The organism is Ruegeria sp. H6 (assembly GCF_056532975.1).
On the sequence record NZ_JBQFOA010000013.1, the window covers coordinates 62,040 to 77,514 of the forward strand.

Genomic DNA, 15,475 nt, shown 5'->3' on the forward strand with positions numbered 1-15,475 from the left:
TTGATCAGCTGCCCAGCTCTTCTTCGATCAGCTGCTTGAAATCCAGATAGGGCTGGTTTTCAACCTTCTTGCCGTTGACGACAAAGGACGGGGTTGCCTGAACGCCATCACGTTCGGCATTTTCCTGATACCAGGCCACAAGGGTTTGCGCCTTGGTTCCGTCCTGCAGGCAGGCCTCAAGCTGGTCATTGTCGATCCCGGCCAGACGTCCGATCTTGCGCAGCTCTTCCACGATTTCGGCGGGGCCACCGGCACGGGTCCATTCGGCCTGTCCGTCGTAAATCAGGTCGGTAATGCCAAAGAACTTGTCCGGCCCCGCGCAGCGCGCCACCATCGAGGCCCAGAGGCCGTAGCGGTCAAAATACACCTCGCGATAGGTGAACTTCACCTTGCCGGTATCGATGAAATCCTGCTTGAGCTGTTTGTACGCTCCTTTGTGGAAATTCGCGCAATGCGGGCAGGTGTAGGACGCGTATTCGATGATCTCGACCGGCGCATCATCGGCCCCCAAAACCATGTCCACGATTGTGGACGTGTCCAAATCCGCTTCCTGCGCTTCGGCGCTGCTGATCAGCGGGTAGCTGGAAGAAGAGTTTGACAGCGTCAGCCAATAGCCCCCTGCGGCCACAGCGACAGCTGCACAGATTACTGTTGCAATTCGGCTCATTACTCAGCCCTTTCTTAGCGTTTCTGTCTGGATAAAACGTTGCGCCCCAAACGTTCAAGGGCTGCACGCAATTCACCATCGTTAACATCACGCGACACATTGTCTGCCTCGGCGGCGATCTCGGGCGCTATTCCCGGTTTCTCCTGCCTGGGTTTGTGATCAAAACTGGCCTGCCCTTCGGCAAACCCGGTCAGGGCGGTCTGGGTGATGCGCACACGGCTGATGGCATTGAAGCCATAGACCGCATTCACCTTGCCCCGCAGCTGTTCCTTTTGCATCTCAAGCATCGGCGCTTGCGGACCGGTGGTCAGCACGGTCAGCGTGGCACCGAACCCGCCTTTGGCGTAACCGACCTTGACCGGTCGCGCGATGGCGGCAATGTCCTGACCCACGATCTCGGCCCAATGAGTCAGCAGACGCGACACTGCAAACCCGCGGCTCTCACCCGCGCGTCTGATCTGGTCGTTCAGCAAAGTCGCGGTCCGTTTGAACCCGCGGGTCGAAGAACGTCTGCGTTGCATCTGGTTTCCAACTCCTGCGCCGCTATTGTAATGCGCACACGGGCCGACACCAGCGAAACCCGACGGGGAGATAGATAAAACTTGCGTGACACAACGGAAACCGATCTCAGCCGCATTTTGCTGGACTGGTACGACCACCACGCGCGCGACATGCCCTGGCGCGTCGGGCCCGCAGAGCGCGCAGCCGGAGTGCTGCCGGACCCCTACCGCGTCTGGTTGTCCGAGGTCATGCTGCAACAGACCACCGTTGCAGCAGTGCGCGATTATTTCATCCGTTTTACAACAAGATGGCCCGATGTGAACGCCTTGGCCAATGCAGCGGATGAGGATGTAATGGGTGAATGGGCCGGGCTTGGCTATTACGCCCGCGCGCGAAACCTGCTGAAATGCGCGCGGGTGGTTGCCGATCAATACGGCGGTCGATTTCCCGACACCTATGATGCACTGCTGAAGCTGCCCGGAATCGGCCCATATACCGCCGCCGCGATCTCGGCCATCGCCTTTGATCGGCCCGAAACCGTTCTGGATGGAAATGTCGAACGTGTCATGGCGCGCGTTTATGACATTCATGACCCCCTTCCCGGCTCAAAACCCTTGCTCAAAGCCCGGGCCGAGGCTCTGACACCCGATTGCCGCCCCGGGGATTACGCGCAAGCCGTTATGGATCTGGGCGCAACGATTTGCTCGCCCAAGTCTCCGGCCTGCGGTATCTGTCCCATCCGCCCGGCTTGCCAGGCACAAACCGCCGGAACGCAGGCTGATTTGCCACGCAAAACACCCAAAAAGCCAAAACCAACGCGGTTCGGGCATGTCTATATCGCGCGTCGCAGCGATGGGGCCATGCTGTTAGAGCGTCGCCCCGACAAAGGTCTGCTGGGCGGCATGCTTGGCTGGCCGGGGTCTGATTGGTCAGACAATCCGGCGCCAACCCCTCCGTTTTCTGCCGATTGGCAGCATTTGACGTCCGAGGTGCGCCACACCTTCACCCATTTCCATCTGATCCTCCGAGTATGGTCGGCCGAACTGCCCTCCGGCCTTACACCCAAAGGTCTCGTGCTGTTGGACAAGCACGATTTCCGCCCCGGTGACTTGCCCACAGTCATGCGCAAAGCCTTTGACCTTTGGTCAAAGCAATAGCCCATTGTGCAGGGCCTCTGATCATGGCTAGCTACCCGCACGATTTCGGAGCGTATCAATGATTGCACCAGAAACCCTGTCCCGCTGGCAGTCCGCCCTTCCGTTCTGGATGTCATACCTGCTGATCCCGCTGATCTGGATTTCGGCCACGCTGGGCGGATGGTCTATCCTGCTGGTTCCGCTGGCAACGTGGTGGGCGTTTTCGGTTCTTGACCGGCTGACCGGGCTGAACCTGGACAACGCAGATACCGAGACGCCCGATGCAATGCTGAGCTGGTACATCCTGCTGACCAAAGCATGGGCTCCTGTGCAGTTTGTAACACTTTTCGGCCTGATCTGGTTCGTCACTCGATCCGATGATCTATCCTCGCTGGAAAAGATCGGCATCTTTGTCGGAATGGGCGTGATCACGGGCACGGTCGGCATCAACTACAGCCATGAATTGATGCATCAGCAAAGCAAGGTCGAACGGTGGCTGGGCGACATCCTTCTGGCCATGGTGCTCTATTCGCATTTCCGTTCGGAACACCTGCTGGTGCACCACCGCCACGTTGGAACGCCCCGCGACCCGGTCACCGCACGCTATAACGAAGGATTTCACCGCTTCTACCCCCGCGTCCTGCGCCAAAGCCTGATCTCCGCCTTCCGGGCTGAACGCGTCAAGCTGGCCCGAAAGGATCGGCCCTGGACGGACAAAACCAACCCGTTTTGGCGCTATTGGGCTTTGCAAATCGGAATGCTGGCGCTGGCGCTTGTGCTGGGAGGCTGGTCGGGATTGGGGCTGTTTCTGGTCCAGGCGGGCATCGCAATCTGGCAGCTAGAGCTTGTGAATTATGTCGAACATTACGGGCTGACGCGGAAGTACCTGGAAAACGGAAAATACGAACATGTACGACCACGCCATTCCTGGAATGCATCGCAAAAGGCCTCGAACTGGTTGCTGATCAACCTGCAGCGCCACTCGGACCATCACTATAAACCAAACCGGCGTTTTCCCCTGTTGCAGCACCACACACAGGACGCCGCGCCCCAACTTCCCTATGGCTATCCGGTGATGACCGTCGCCGCGATGATCCCGCCGCTTTGGCGGCGCGTTATGAACCCGCGCGTTCGTGCGTGGCGGCAGCAATATTACCCGGAAATCACAGATTGGCACCCGTATAACAAGGCGCTCAACCCGCATCCCACAGACTGACCGCAGCGCGCGCAAGCGCGCTGCCCGGCCCAACTGACGGAAATGCATCTTTGATGCTTTGACGTCAGGCGGGAGAGCCCTAGCCGCCTAAAGCACCCAGATATCCATTGGCGCTTCGACCCCACGCACTGTTTGCTGCGTCTTTGGCTTAAACCCCGACAAGAGGTCCTCCGAGGGCGCCTCTACCAGCGATTGCGTGCGCGCCGCGTCGCTGACAACAATACGCGCCCCGAATTCGCGGGTCAGCGCCTCAAGCTTGGCGGCCACGTTCACCGCGTCACCGATGACGGCGAACTCCAGCCGATTGGCCCCGATGTCGCCCAACACGACTGGGCCATAGTGCACGCCGATCCCGACCTGGATTTCCGGCTCACCGGCCTGTTGGCGCTCAAGGTTCCAGCGATCAATGACCTCAACCATCGCCCGCCCGCAGGCCAGCGCATTGCTCGCATCTAGTGGCGTCGTCACCGGGGTGCCGAACGTGGCCATCAGCCCGTCGCCCAGATATTTGTCGAGCGTGCCGTGATGGCGAAAAACCTCGGCCTCCATCCGCGCGTGAAATCCGCGCAGCACCTCGATCACCTCATAGGGGTCACGCCCGGCGGCAAACTTGGTGAACCCGACAATATCGATGAACAGCACCGCAACGTTTTCTTTGCGCACCTGCTTGAGCGGTTCATCATTGTGGCTCAGCGACTCGACCACATTTGGCGAGAAATAGCGCGACAGGTTGGCCCGCTCACGCTCCAACCCCGCATTGCTGATCAGCAACCGGTTAAGCCGTTGCATCGAAATTCCCAAGGTGACGGCCACCATGATGAAGACAACGACCTGCTGCACCCGATTAGGGATCATGAAACTGTTCGGATTCAGCAGTTCAGCCACATCGGGATAGCCCTGCAGGGCCTCTGCCACACGTTCGCTGATGCCGGGAATGGGTGTGGCGACCCACCAGGCGATGATCCAGCCGACAGTCCACATCATTGCGGTCCAGGACCCCAGCGCGATGACCGTCCGCCAGGAATAGGCCAGCGTTCCGGCCGCCAGGATGATGAAGAAATACTGGAAATTGTCGAACCGATACTGCATCGCCAACGGGCGGACATCGTCGCTGAACGGGTTCGGTACGATCATGCCAAGCGTCATGATCAGCAGATCGACAAAGATCAGCAGCAGCTCAAGCCGCGATTGCCCGACCCGACCGGCGCGGCGGATCAGCCACCCGTTGGCGCATATCAACACAAGGATGAAATGATACCACAGGACCTCCCAATGGGGATTCAGAAAGACCAGAAGGACAGCCGTGAACCCCATCGCGATCCAGCGTGCCCGGACTGCGAGTTCCAACCCCTCGCGCTTGTGCCGTTCCAAAGCCGCCAGGGTGTATTTGTTATCCAGATCAAAGGTGTCCGGCTGCGTCAGAAAAATCCTGTCGATGCGGGATCGGTTGGCGGTTATGTCGGTCATTGCCTCGGTCTCCCAAAAGGCGGTCAGGGGGTTTTGCTATGCAATCATTCCTGAAGCCAAAACAAAAGACCCCGCCAAGACTGGCGGGGTAAGTCACAGTGCCTTGTGTCAGGCCACAGGCACAGGCGGTATCTGTAAATCAGCTGTGCATCTCGGCACGGATCTGTTGACGCAGCACGTCAATGGGAACCGTTTTGCCGTCACGCTTAAAGCACCAATAGGTCCAACCGTTGCACGAGGGTGCGTTTTCCAGATGGGCGCCGACCTGATGGATCGAGCCCTTGACGTTGTCGCCCACCAGCGTGCCATCTGCACGCACCTTGGCCTTGTGGCGCTGGTTCATGGAATAAAGCTCTTCGCCCGGGCGCAGCATGCCGCGTTCGACCAGTTGGCCAAAGGGCACGCGCGGTTCAGCGCGCTTGCTGGCGCTGACCTCCAGCGCTTCGCGGTCGAATTTGCGGACCTTGGCGATGCGCTTTTCGGCCACTTTGCGATAGCTTTCTTCGCGTTCAATGCCGATGAATTCGCGCCCCAGCATCTTGGCAACGGCCCCGGTCGTGCCGGTGCCAAAGAACGGGTCCAGCACCACATCGCCCGGGTTGGTCGAGCCGATCAGAACCCGGTGCAATAGCGATTCCGGCTTTTGCGTCGGATGCGCCTTGTCACCGTTTTCGTCTTTGAGGCGCTCATGTCCGGTGCAAATCGGCAAAACCCAATCGCTGCGCATCTGTACGCCTTCGTTGAGCGCTTTCAGAGCCTCATAATTGAACGTATATTTCGCACCTTCCCGCTTGGACGCCCAGATCATCGTCTCATGCGCATTGGTAAATCGCTTGCCCCGGAAATTCGGCATCGGGTTCGACTTGCGCCAGACAACGTCGTTCAGGATCCAATAGCCCGCATCCTGCAAAGCCGAGCCCACGCGGAAAATGTTGTGATAGGACCCGATTACCCAGATCGCACCGTTGGGTTTCAACAGCCGATGGGCGGCCTTCAGCCACTCGCGCGTGAACTGATCATAGGCGTTGAAGCTTGAGAACTGATCCCAATGATCGTCAACCGCATCCACCTGCGAATTGTCAGGGCGATGCAGCTGACCTTTGAGTTGCAGGTTATAGGGGGGGTCTGCAAAAATCAGGTCCACGGATGCCTCGGGCAGACTGTTCATCGCTTCGATGCAGTCCCCGGATAGGATCGTGTTTAAAGGGAGCGCGGCTGCGCCCTTTGTCTTGATTGTCGTCATTATACTGCCTCAGTTCCACGGCGCTTTTGCGCTCATTTGGTTGAGACAAGGATGAGTCAAAGATGATTCGCCGTCAAATTCTTTTTTGAATCAGTGACTTACGATTTACTCTTGATACAAGATATTGTGGACCGGTTTGAACGAACGTCTATGGTGTGGGGTCACACCAAGATTTCGCAGCGCCTCGAGATGCATTTTTGTCGGATAGCCCGCGTTTGAGTCCCACCCATAGCCGGGATGCTGTTGCGCCAAATCCACCATCACCTGATCGCGCCACTTTTTCGCGATGATCGAGGCGGCGGCGATTGAAACCGATAGCGCATCGCCCTTGACCACGGCCCGCGAGGGCAGCTGCATACCGCGCGGAATCAGGTTACCGTCGATCAAAAGAAAATCCGGCGCCGGGTCCAAGGCCGTGACGGCCCGAACCATCGCCAAATGCGAAGCGCGCAGGATATTCAGCTCATCAATCTCGGCAACAGTGGCTTCGGCAATAGCAATCTCGGCCCGTTGCTGCAGGGCCTCATCCAATGCCGCGCGCCGCTTTGCTGTCAATTTCTTGGAATCATTCAACCCCTCGGGAATGTCATCGGGGTTCAGGATTACAGCTGCAGCAACCACGGGTCCGGCCAGAGGGCCGCGCCCCACCTCGTCAACACCTGCGATCCTTATATGTCCACGGTCCAGCAGGGCCTGTTCGATGTCGAAAGTCGGTTTGGTCATGCAACCGGGCAAAGCCTGTTTCGCGCATCATAGCAAGCAAAAAGAAGGGGGCAGCGCAGGCCACCCCCTCCCGGCGCGACGCTTCTGATGGCGCCGCTCCTGCTCGACATTAGTAAACGATGCGGTAACCGTGTTGGCGCAGGCAGGCGGGCTCGTAGGCGCGTTTTACATGTTTGCCGTTCCAAAAGCCAACTTTGCACTGATGCGGCAGGCTGCCGGCATGTCTGTAGTGCTTGTTCAGGCATTTCGGTCCCAGCAACGGATGCCGGCTTGAGTAGTTCTTGAACGTGCGCAGGCACCGCTGCGGCAAGTCGTACCGGGCCACGCGTTTCGGCAACGGACGCACCGGATACTGGTTATAATGACGCTGCTTTTGCGTGTGATGCTTCTTGTGCTTTTTCTTGTAGGTCTTCTGCGGGTGGCGCGGCTGATAATGATGGTGATGTTCCTGATAGACATTGCGCGTCACAGGACGGGCTTTTTCTTTTTTCTGTTCCTTGGAATAGTGATTGACCGCAACACCCAGCAGGGCCAGCGCGGCGAGGCCGCCCAGAAGATTGCGGTTGTCCTGAGCCTGCGCTTGCGAGGCTGAGACACCTGTCACAACAACGGCGAGGGCGACGATCAGGGCGATAAACTTGCGATGCATGGTGCACCTCCTTTGGGGTTTTCTTCGGTTCGGGGACAAACCGCGAATTCGATACATCCGTTTTGGAATCGCCCTGCTCAGTCAGGCAATAACGGTGGGTTGTTATCGGATATCAGCCTTCAAAACCCCTTGAGGATATTGAATATCAGCCCAACCCGTGCGCAGGATGCAGCTTATGAAACAGATCCTCTCTTCACTGGTTGTGGCCGTCCTGATATCGGTTGGCTCTGCCGCGTCCGCGGCGGATTGCTATGCGGATTACAAGGCCAAGCAGGATAACCCCCTGCGTCTGCATTATGGCGTCATGCAGGTGTCGGGCTGCAAAAAAGGGCAGGCCAAGAAAGAAGTCTCCAAACGCCTGAAGGCGAAAGGATGGACTTTGCTGAACGTGATGTCCGTTTTCGGACCGGAAGGGTTGGATCAAAGGAAGGCCAATGCCGGAAAATTCTATCTCCGTTACTGAGGCCCGCCGATCCGGTGTACGACTGGTGGGCGCAGGTATTGCGGCCATCGTCCTGATCCTGATCACCGCCGCCGTTTTTCTGTTCTGGACCTTACCCGATGCCAACGCCTTTAATGCCCGGGTCGAGCGGTTGTTTGTCGAAAGTGACCTGACCTCGCAGGCCGAAATCCGATTGCTGGAAATTCTCGCGCAATCCGGCACCGCCTTTGCCGATACGCTTTCAAGCTATCGCATGGTGATCTTCGTTCTTCTGGTCTTCGCCAGCGCGATGCTGGTGACGGCGCTTGTGTTTCTGGTCATGCTGGTTCTCTTGAACCGCCGCATGGCGCAGATTGAACGCACCGGCATTCAGGTGACATCCTTGCTGATCAGCCGTGAGGAAAACACCGTCTACCTCAACAATATGGACTTCAAGCTGACACCTGCCGCGATCGAGACGCTCTCGGTTCTGGCGGAATCTCGGCTGGATGATGAGGTTCTGTCAGGCGCGCAAATCGAGGCGGTGATCTCGGGCCGTGATGCTGCCGATTGTGACGAAGCCGCCGGAGCAACCCGGATCAAACGCCTTCGCGATGCCTTGGGCAATCAGATGGTCAGTGAGCTGCTGGTCAAGAACATCGCCAAACGCGGCTATATGCTGTCCATCGAAAAGGACGTCATTCAGATGATCTGAGGGATTTTCCCTTGGCCGACCCTTGGAAATAAACTCCTCAGCGCCCATTATAAGGGTTCCCCGGACTGGGAGGCTGATGATGAATGTCCACGCCGCACCAAAGATTCAAGGCTATGGGTTAACCGTCGAACCGCTGCAGGGTCGCATCGCCATTTACCGCGATGACGTGCTGTTGGCCGAAAGCCACAATGCCAAGGTCATGTATGAAACACGCCTGCCGCCGGCCATTTACGTGCCGCGCGAAGACGTCTGTATCGAACTTGGCCCTGAAACCGAATTGCAGACCTTCTGCCCCTTTAAGGGAACGGCCACGTATCACGACATCAGTTTGTCCGGCGAGCGGTTGGAAAACTCGATCTGGGCCTATGAAGACGCCTTGCCCGAAAGTGCTGCAATCCAGGGTCATATCGGGTTCTCTCAAACCGTCGTGACGCGGATCGATTTGGGTGAAAACAAACTGCGCGAACCCGAGGACGGCAATATCAGCGGTCCGTTGATCGATTGGCTGATGCGCGGTGCGTCCGAGATCAAAACCGCCGAAGAATTCACCAAAGCCCTGTCCGAGAAGATGCTTGAACACGGCATCGCCCTTCAACGGCTCAGCGTTCTGGTCTGGTCATTGCACCCTCTGATCGCTGGAAAGCACCACATTTGGGAGAAGGGCTCAAACGAGATTTCGACCAATATCCCGACCTATGAAATTCACGACCATCCCGCTTTTCTGAACAGCCCGTTGCGGCATGTCTCAAACGGGTTGGGCGGCGTTCGGCAGCGACTGAGCGTCGAGAACCCGCATAACAGCTTTCCGATCATGGAAGATTTGCGCGAAAAAGGCGGAACGGACTATGTCGCCATGCCGCTGCCGTTTTCAGATGGCCGCATCAATGTTCTGACACTGACGAGCGATCATCCCAAAGGGTTCACCACTGCCAATCTGGGGCTTGTTTTTGAATGCTCGACCGTTATCGCGCGGTTTTACGAAGTGTTCATGCAACGCGAAAATGCGCAGGTTCTGCTGGAAACCTATGTTGGCAAGCGATCCGGCGCCCGGGTTCTGGGTGGTGAGATTCGCCGGGGAGACGGGGACGATATCGACGCGGCGATCATGTTTTGCGATCTGCGAAACTCGACCACGCTGGAGGAACAGTTGGGGCGCGACGATTACATTGAATTGCTGAACAACTTTTTTGAAACCGTCTCCGAGATCGTGCATGACCATGACGGTGAAGTTCTGAAATTCATTGGAGACGCTGTGCTTGCGGTTTTCCCTGCGGGTCAGGATGCGTCGAAGGCTCAGACCAACGCCCAGCGCTCGGCGGTTGAGATCGTCGAACGCCTGGACGCACTGCGTGATGCAGGTCATGGCGATTGCGATTGTTCAATCGGTGTCGCCTACGGAGGGGTCACCTACGGCAATGTCGGATCCCGCGAGCGACTGGATTTCACGGTGATCGGCCAGGCCGCCAACATTGCCGCACGGTTGGGCGAGTACAGCAAAACAACCGGGCATCGGATTGTGGTCTCTCAGGATATCAAACCGGCATGCGACCATGCGGTTCACCTGGGAGAAGTGCATCTGCACAATGTCTCCCAACCGGTGCGGGCCTTTGCCCTCAAAACCGGGATAGACCAAACATCCGACAGCCCATAGCGCGGGTGTTTGCTTCGGTTCAAACCGCATTGTCGCAGGTCAGGCGGTGGTTTGGGTACACCTCCTATCCGCCCAGTAGAAACAGCGCAGTCTGCGCGGGAGAGATAGTCAATTGCAGCTCGGCAATCTGATTTCGCGCCAGATAGGTGTCTGTGAACCGGGACAGAGTTTCCGGGTCAGAGAATTGAGAGATTTCGTCGGAACCCGTTACCCGGCTCAGGCGATCCCTGAAAATCTCGACCTGTTTGTCCAAATCCAGTTGAGCAAAACTTGGCGGTAATCCCATGGCGCGTTCCATCATCTCGCGCAGGGGCGGAAGGCCCAGAACGTCGAACCATTTGCGGACCTCGCTGCCGCTGTCCTCGGCAATTTCTTTCAGCGCATGTTGCGAATACAATGCGATCCGCATCGATGCGTCCTGATCGCCCACCGCAATCTCGAACCCTGCAACAAGATTATCCTGTGCGATCTTTTCCATATTTGTGATCAGGCCGGTTTTGCGGAAATCCCCTGGTCCCAGCCCAAAGGCCTCAGAAAACTCGCGATATCGACCATCGGCCAATCGGTTCGCAAGCGCATCATCCGCCCGGGTTCCGTCGGACAGGATTTTCTGGATGAAGAACTTATTGTTCAGATCATCCTGCAACCCAAACGCGCCCAAAGCCACTTGCAGCAATCGTCGATCCGAAACCAGATCTTCCGCGGTCTGAACCTTCGAGATGTTTTCGAGGAAATACTGCGTTTCCCGCTGGTTTAAGTTTGAGGTCGAAAAGCTCTGCAACTGCGCGTCATAGGTGCGCTGCAGAAATCGCCAGCCAACCAGCCCTCCGGTCGGTATGACAGGCTGAAAGATCATTGGTGATAGGCCATCAGGCGGTCTTCACGCGGCAACAGCGTTCTCAGCGCCTTGAGGCATTTGTAGAACTGTCGCGCAACCAAAGCATCCGTCGCCTCTGCCAGGGTTCGCCGACTGTCGATATCCGTAAAGACCTGACTAAGCTCTTCGATCCTGCGCAGCAGCTGCTGCCGGGCCTGATCGGGGTCCGTATCCCCAGACAGGACCAGTTGCGCTGCGTAACACACCCGCCGGACAGGGGTTGTCGCCTCTTCCGGGTGGATCGCATCGCGCAGACGCAACACGTTGGCCTGAGGCGTCATAATCGAGAACCGGCTGCGTCGGTCCCCGTTTTCGATGACAACACCATTGATCAGAACACGTTCTTTCGGGGCAAGTTTCAGGACGAGACCACTCATCAGCTGCCCCTCATCTGACGCAGGCCGCGCAGGACTGCCATGTTGATCTCAAGCAGCGGTTCGATCGAGGCCTTGTTGCCGAGAACCTGGCTGCTGTGTTGTTCGGTGAACTCCGCCAGATAGAAAATGCGCGCCCGCAGTTCATTGGGCAGCCCATTGTCGGAATCACTCACGCCCGAGGCCAGAACGCTCCAGAGACGGCGATTGTCATGCAGTGCGCGTACAAAACCGCCAAAATCCTGAGACTTGCGCGTTGATGCGGTCTTGAGCCGATGTGTGATTTTTGAAATCGCTTCGTATTCGGTGTCTCGGGGCGTGCGGGTTGGGGCCGCTGTTTGCGCATAGGCAGTCTGAGCATAGGCTTGCGGGGTCACTTGAAATCCTTCCAATTGTCCATCAGGGGGCGGTCAATTCCGGGGCGCGTCTGGCGCGCCCCGGTTCGGTTCCTGGCTTAACGGAACAACGACAGGATGGACTGCGGTGCCTGGTTCGCAATCGACAGCGATTGGGTCGCCAACTGCTGCTGTACCTGCAGAGCCTGCAGACGGGCCGAGGTCTCTTCCATATCGGCATCAACCAAAGAGCCGATACCGGATTTGAAAGAGTCTGTCAGTTTCGACACAAACTCCTGCTGCGTTTCGATGCGTCCCTGCGCCGAACCGAAGGCCGCCGCCGCATCGATCGAGGTGTCGATCAGCGTTTCAATGGTTCCCAGCGCCGCTGCAGCACCAGCATCCGTCGACACGTTGATCGAGCTCAGCGCGCCAAGACCACCCGAACCGGCATTTGTGAACTGCGCCGAAATCGCAATGTCCTGATCCGCGTCAGCCCCTGCGGCTGCAGTACCTGTGGCAAAGGCAATCGTGTTCGGTGCGCCGGACGAGTCATAATCCGCCGCAAGACCCGTGATGCCCAGGGCATCAATCTGGTTCTTCAGGCCAACCGCCACCAAAGCATCGGTGTAGTTGTTGTCATAGGTGCCAGACGGATCCAGATCGCTGTCCTGAATGGTATAGGACACCTCTTGATCGCCCACACGGATCGACACGCTGTCACCAACCTCGAAGTTGTCAGTCGAACTGTCGATGACAATATCACCCGTGCCCGTGGCACGGTTCAGAGTGAATCCGGCCACGTCATTGTCGGTTGTCGCGTTGTCCGAACCGGCAAGAACACCTTTGGCGGTGTACCCACCGATGGACAGGTCCTGACTGGCCACAGAAATCGAGGATGCGGTCACCCCACCGGTATTGTCCCGATCCAGCGACGAAAGAACGGATACCGTACCAGCCGTCCCGTCAACCAGGTTCAGACCGTTGAACTGCGCTGCACCGACAACGGATGCGATCTGATCGCGCAGCGCTGTGACGTCATCATTGATCTTGCCACGGTCAACGTTGTCTTCCTGCGCCGCGACGATCTTTTCTTTCATCTGCGTCAGCAGGTCGGTCACGGTTTCCGACGCGTTGCGGGCCACGGCTACGGTCGATTCACCCAGCGCCAGACTGTCTTTGATGGCGCCAAAACCCTTGGCGTCCGATTCCATCACTTTGGAGATCGCCCAGACCGCCGAGTTGTCTTTGGCCGTTGCCACTTCTTTACCGGTCGAAATGGCGCTTTGGGTCATCGCCAGGTTCTTGTTGACCGATTTCAGGGTTTGCAGCGCAACCATTGCGCCATTGTTTGTCAGAATACTGGACATTTAGTTATCCTTTTCCAAGTACAGGCGCATTTGACGCCTTTGGTTTTCCCGCCGAGTTGGCGGATGATGTGTCGTTCTGACCAATGCGTTGTGCCATCCGGCCTTCGCGCCACCCGTTGCTTCAGGTGCACGCTCACCTTTGACCGTCATCCCCTAACGGAGTGCTAAGGCACACACCCCAAAACCGTAGGATTTGAATCAACTCAGGACCTATGCGCGCTTTTCCAGTTTTGCCCTTGTGCGCACCGTATATCCGCTGCGTTGGCCCGAGGCGTCATAGGTGCTGAACTCTTGCCGGACGCGACGCAGTTCGGCCAAACGATCGGCCACTGCACGAATCCCTTCGGCCGCGCTGTTGAGCAGCGACTGATTTCTTTCCAGCTTCTTTTGCACTCGGATCAGATCATCTGTTTCGATCACCTGCATGTCTGCCAGCGTACCGATCAGTTTTTCTTTTTCCGGGGTTTCGCTGCTAACCTTGTCCAGATCCCCGCGTTCGAGGGCCGTTTTTTCGCGGTCCAGCAATTGTTCAAGCGATTCGATCACCTCATTTGTCATCTGCTTTCTCCGTCATTGCGTTAAAAAACACTTCGGACAGGCCAACACCGCCTGCCTGCGCCAAATGCCGCGCCTGATGCTGAACCAGCATCGAGGCGAACTGATCCTCGCCCGCTCCTCCGTTCATCGAGTCGCGTGATTTGCCCAGCCCGGCGGATTTGAGCATTTCTGACAGAAACGTGGCCTCAAGCTCGACCGCGGCGGCCTGTAATTTGGTCAGGGCGTTAGATGGCTGGGCCATCGGGGTTTGCGAGGAAATCTTCATCGGGTTCTCCGAAAATTGTGGGTATCTTTCCCGATCAAAGAGGAGAGCGGTTAAAATAAACGTAACTTCCTGAAGGCAGATTGCTGGCCAACGAAACGGAGCCGGAGCAAAATGCCCAATCCCCTGTTACAGATGGCGACCCAGGCGTCAGTGCCTGAAAAACAAAGGTCTGCGCCTGACCCGCAAAGCATGACACAGCCCGAACAGGCCTTTCAGGATGTGCTGGATGACATGGCTGAATTTGCGTCTGAGGGACCGGACGTCACGGTGCCGGACGATCCCGAAATCAATGTTGAAACGATCCCTGAGGTTGAGGAGGGCGAGGTCGAGCCATCCGAGGTGGCTGTCACGGACATCCCCCAGCCCCCTTGGCCCGAGGCTGCGCATCAGATACCAACCGAGGCAACCGCCGCCCCGGTTGCCGCAGCCCCGGCCGAATTGCAGCCGGTCCAGAAAAACGCAAAGCCGGTACCCGAACAAGGGACAGCGCTGCGCCCAAACGGAACGGCTGAGACGCAAGCGTCGCAGGATCCTCCCATTGCACCACCGTCTGAAAAGTCCGCTTCTGCGAGGCCGGACATAGCGTTCGCGCAGTCCGGCACACAGTCTGCAATTCAGGCCAAATTTGCCCAGATTGCAAAGCCTGAACGCGGCTTGACCGAGGCCGCTGGTCCTTTGTCGCGGTTCCAGACGACGGGGCAGGTGAGGATAACTGCACCGGAAAAAAACCCTGTACCTACGGCCGTCTCTGGCTCGGCACCGCTGACGACAAACAAGGTGGATACCGGTGGCACGCCGCTCGAAAGTGCTGTTTCATCGGACACAGACATCCCAGATTTGGCCCCGATCAAAGAGCAGCAGTCCACTCCGCTACGCGACACGACAATTGGCCAGATGCCACAAGCCGCACGGGCTGAGATTGCCCGTGCAATTGCCGGGCAAATGGCCGCCGTCATTACCGCGAAACCCGGGACAGTTGAAGTTGCCCTTAACCCCGAAGAGCTGGGCCGCGTTTCGATCACCTTTAACGGTCGTGACGACGGCGCATACATGACCATCATCGCCGAACGGCCAGAAACGCTGGACCTGATGCGGCGCCATATCTCGGTTCTGGCGGAAGAGTTTCAGAAACTGGGGTTTGACGATCTGTCTTTCGATCTGGGAACGCCCGGCGACAGCGACCCCGAAAACCATGACACAGCATCGTCACACAGCGACGGCATGACCCTGGCGCAAGAGGACAGCGGCCCTGCGCCTCAGCCACGACCCATTCGCCCCGACGGGGGCCTAGACATGAGGCTTTGACA

The 15,475-nt window shown here is 57.6% G+C and carries 18 protein-coding genes; 6 read left to right on the plus strand and 12 right to left on the minus strand.

All coding sequences use genetic code 11. From position 1 onward, the window contains the following. Positions 1 to 4: 4 nt before the first annotated feature. Together ACR0AG_RS18255 and ACR0AG_RS18260 are read right to left on the minus strand one after the other, a co-directional pair. Positions 5 to 667, minus strand: coding sequence for a DsbA family protein (locus ACR0AG_RS18255; protein ID WP_480841562.1), 663 nt, complete (start codon positions 665 to 667; stop codon positions 5 to 7). Positions 668 to 681: 14 nt separating this feature from the next. Continuing rightward, positions 682 to 1,188 (minus strand): DUF721 domain-containing protein, encoded by a 507-nt coding sequence (locus ACR0AG_RS18260; RefSeq protein WP_480841564.1) that lies wholly within the window; start codon positions 1,186 to 1,188, stop codon positions 682 to 684. Between the two features lie 81 nt (positions 1,189 to 1,269). Here ACR0AG_RS18260 and mutY point away from each other — a divergent pair, with 81 nt between their 5' ends. Together mutY and ACR0AG_RS18270 are read left to right on the plus strand one after the other, a co-directional pair. Further along, the gene (mutY, locus tag ACR0AG_RS18265) at positions 1,270 to 2,325 is read left to right on the plus strand and encodes an A/G-specific adenine glycosylase (RefSeq protein WP_480841566.1); all 1,056 of its coding nucleotides are present in this window, start codon (positions 1,270 to 1,272) and stop codon (positions 2,323 to 2,325) included. 58 nt (positions 2,326 to 2,383) lie between these two features. Further along, the gene (locus ACR0AG_RS18270; protein WP_480841568.1) at positions 2,384 to 3,520 is read left to right on the plus strand and encodes an alkane 1-monooxygenase; all 1,137 of its coding nucleotides are present in this window, start codon (positions 2,384 to 2,386) and stop codon (positions 3,518 to 3,520) included. Positions 3,521 to 3,607: 87 nt separating this feature from the next. On the opposite strand, the gene ACR0AG_RS18275 is transcribed toward ACR0AG_RS18270, so the two are convergent. The 4 genes from ACR0AG_RS18275 to ACR0AG_RS18290 all read right to left on the minus strand — a co-directional run bounded on the left by ACR0AG_RS18275 (position 3,608) and on the right by ACR0AG_RS18290 (position 7,659). Then, on the minus strand, positions 3,608 to 4,987 hold the full coding sequence (locus ACR0AG_RS18275) for an adenylate/guanylate cyclase domain-containing protein (protein ID WP_480841570.1): 1,380 nt from the start codon (positions 4,985 to 4,987) through the stop codon (positions 3,608 to 3,610). A 139-nt stretch (positions 4,988 to 5,126) separates the two neighbouring features. Beyond that, positions 5,127 to 6,230: a DNA methyltransferase gene (locus tag ACR0AG_RS18280; RefSeq protein WP_480841572.1), complete on the minus strand. Its 1,104-nt coding sequence runs from the start codon at positions 6,228 to 6,230 to the stop codon at positions 5,127 to 5,129. Between the two features lie 105 nt (positions 6,231 to 6,335). Then, positions 6,336 to 6,953 carry a ribonuclease HII gene (locus ACR0AG_RS18285; RefSeq protein WP_480841574.1) on the minus strand — a complete coding sequence of 206 codons (618 nt, stop codon included), beginning with the start codon at positions 6,951 to 6,953 and terminating at the stop codon, positions 6,336 to 6,338. 109 nt (positions 6,954 to 7,062) lie between these two features. Next, positions 7,063 to 7,659 (minus strand): hypothetical protein, encoded by a 597-nt coding sequence (locus ACR0AG_RS18290; protein WP_480841576.1) that lies wholly within the window; start codon positions 7,657 to 7,659, stop codon positions 7,063 to 7,065. A 118-nt stretch (positions 7,660 to 7,777) separates the two neighbouring features. On the opposite strand from ACR0AG_RS18290, the gene ACR0AG_RS18295 reads away from it, so the two are divergent. The 3 genes from ACR0AG_RS18295 to ACR0AG_RS18305 all read left to right on the plus strand — a co-directional run bounded on the left by ACR0AG_RS18295 (position 7,778) and on the right by ACR0AG_RS18305 (position 10,389). Then, entirely contained in the window at positions 7,778 to 8,065 is a 288-nt protein-coding gene (locus tag ACR0AG_RS18295; RefSeq protein WP_480841578.1) for a hypothetical protein, read from the plus strand. Then, on the plus strand, positions 8,037 to 8,738 hold the full coding sequence (locus ACR0AG_RS18300; protein ID WP_480841580.1) for a winged helix-turn-helix domain-containing protein: 702 nt from the start codon (positions 8,037 to 8,039) through the stop codon (positions 8,736 to 8,738). Before ACR0AG_RS18295 ends, ACR0AG_RS18300 begins: the two co-directional genes overlap by 29 nt. A 79-nt stretch (positions 8,739 to 8,817) precedes the next feature. Then, on the plus strand, positions 8,818 to 10,389 hold the full coding sequence (locus ACR0AG_RS18305; RefSeq protein ID WP_480841582.1) for a DUF427 domain-containing protein: 1,572 nt from the start codon (positions 8,818 to 8,820) through the stop codon (positions 10,387 to 10,389). Positions 10,390 to 10,453: 64 nt separating this feature from the next. On the opposite strand, the gene ACR0AG_RS18310 is transcribed toward ACR0AG_RS18305, so the two are convergent. The 6 genes from ACR0AG_RS18310 to ACR0AG_RS18335 form a co-directional block, all read right to left on the minus strand. Next, a complete protein-coding gene (locus ACR0AG_RS18310; RefSeq protein ID WP_480841584.1) occupies positions 10,454 to 11,245 on the minus strand; it encodes a DUF1217 domain-containing protein in 792 nt (263 codons plus the stop codon). Beyond that, the gene (flbT, locus tag ACR0AG_RS18315; RefSeq protein ID WP_480841586.1) at positions 11,242 to 11,643 is read right to left on the minus strand and encodes a flagellar biosynthesis repressor FlbT; all 402 of its coding nucleotides are present in this window, start codon (positions 11,641 to 11,643) and stop codon (positions 11,242 to 11,244) included. The genes ACR0AG_RS18310 and flbT overlap by 4 nt, the downstream gene beginning before the upstream one ends. After that, entirely contained in the window at positions 11,643 to 12,017 is a 375-nt protein-coding gene (gene flaF, locus ACR0AG_RS18320) for a flagellar biosynthesis regulator FlaF (RefSeq protein ID WP_480841588.1), read from the minus strand. The genes flbT and flaF overlap by 1 nt, the downstream gene beginning before the upstream one ends. A gap of 77 nt (positions 12,018 to 12,094) precedes the next feature. Further along, a complete protein-coding gene (locus ACR0AG_RS18325; RefSeq protein WP_480841590.1) occupies positions 12,095 to 13,345 on the minus strand; it encodes a flagellin N-terminal helical domain-containing protein in 1,251 nt (416 codons plus the stop codon). A gap of 210 nt (positions 13,346 to 13,555) precedes the next feature. Continuing rightward, entirely contained in the window at positions 13,556 to 13,903 is a 348-nt protein-coding gene (locus ACR0AG_RS18330) for a flagellar biosynthesis protein FlgN (protein ID WP_480841592.1), read from the minus strand. Then, positions 13,893 to 14,168 carry a rod-binding protein gene (locus ACR0AG_RS18335; protein ID WP_480841594.1) on the minus strand — a complete coding sequence of 92 codons (276 nt, stop codon included), beginning with the start codon at positions 14,166 to 14,168 and terminating at the stop codon, positions 13,893 to 13,895. The genes ACR0AG_RS18330 and ACR0AG_RS18335 overlap by 11 nt, the downstream gene beginning before the upstream one ends. Positions 14,169 to 14,357: 189 nt before the next feature. Between ACR0AG_RS18335 and ACR0AG_RS18340 the strand changes: the two genes are divergently transcribed. Then, entirely contained in the window at positions 14,358 to 15,473 is a 1,116-nt protein-coding gene (locus ACR0AG_RS18340; RefSeq protein ID WP_480841596.1) for a flagellar hook-length control protein FliK, read from the plus strand. The last annotated feature ends 2 nt before the right edge of the window (positions 15,474 to 15,475 follow it).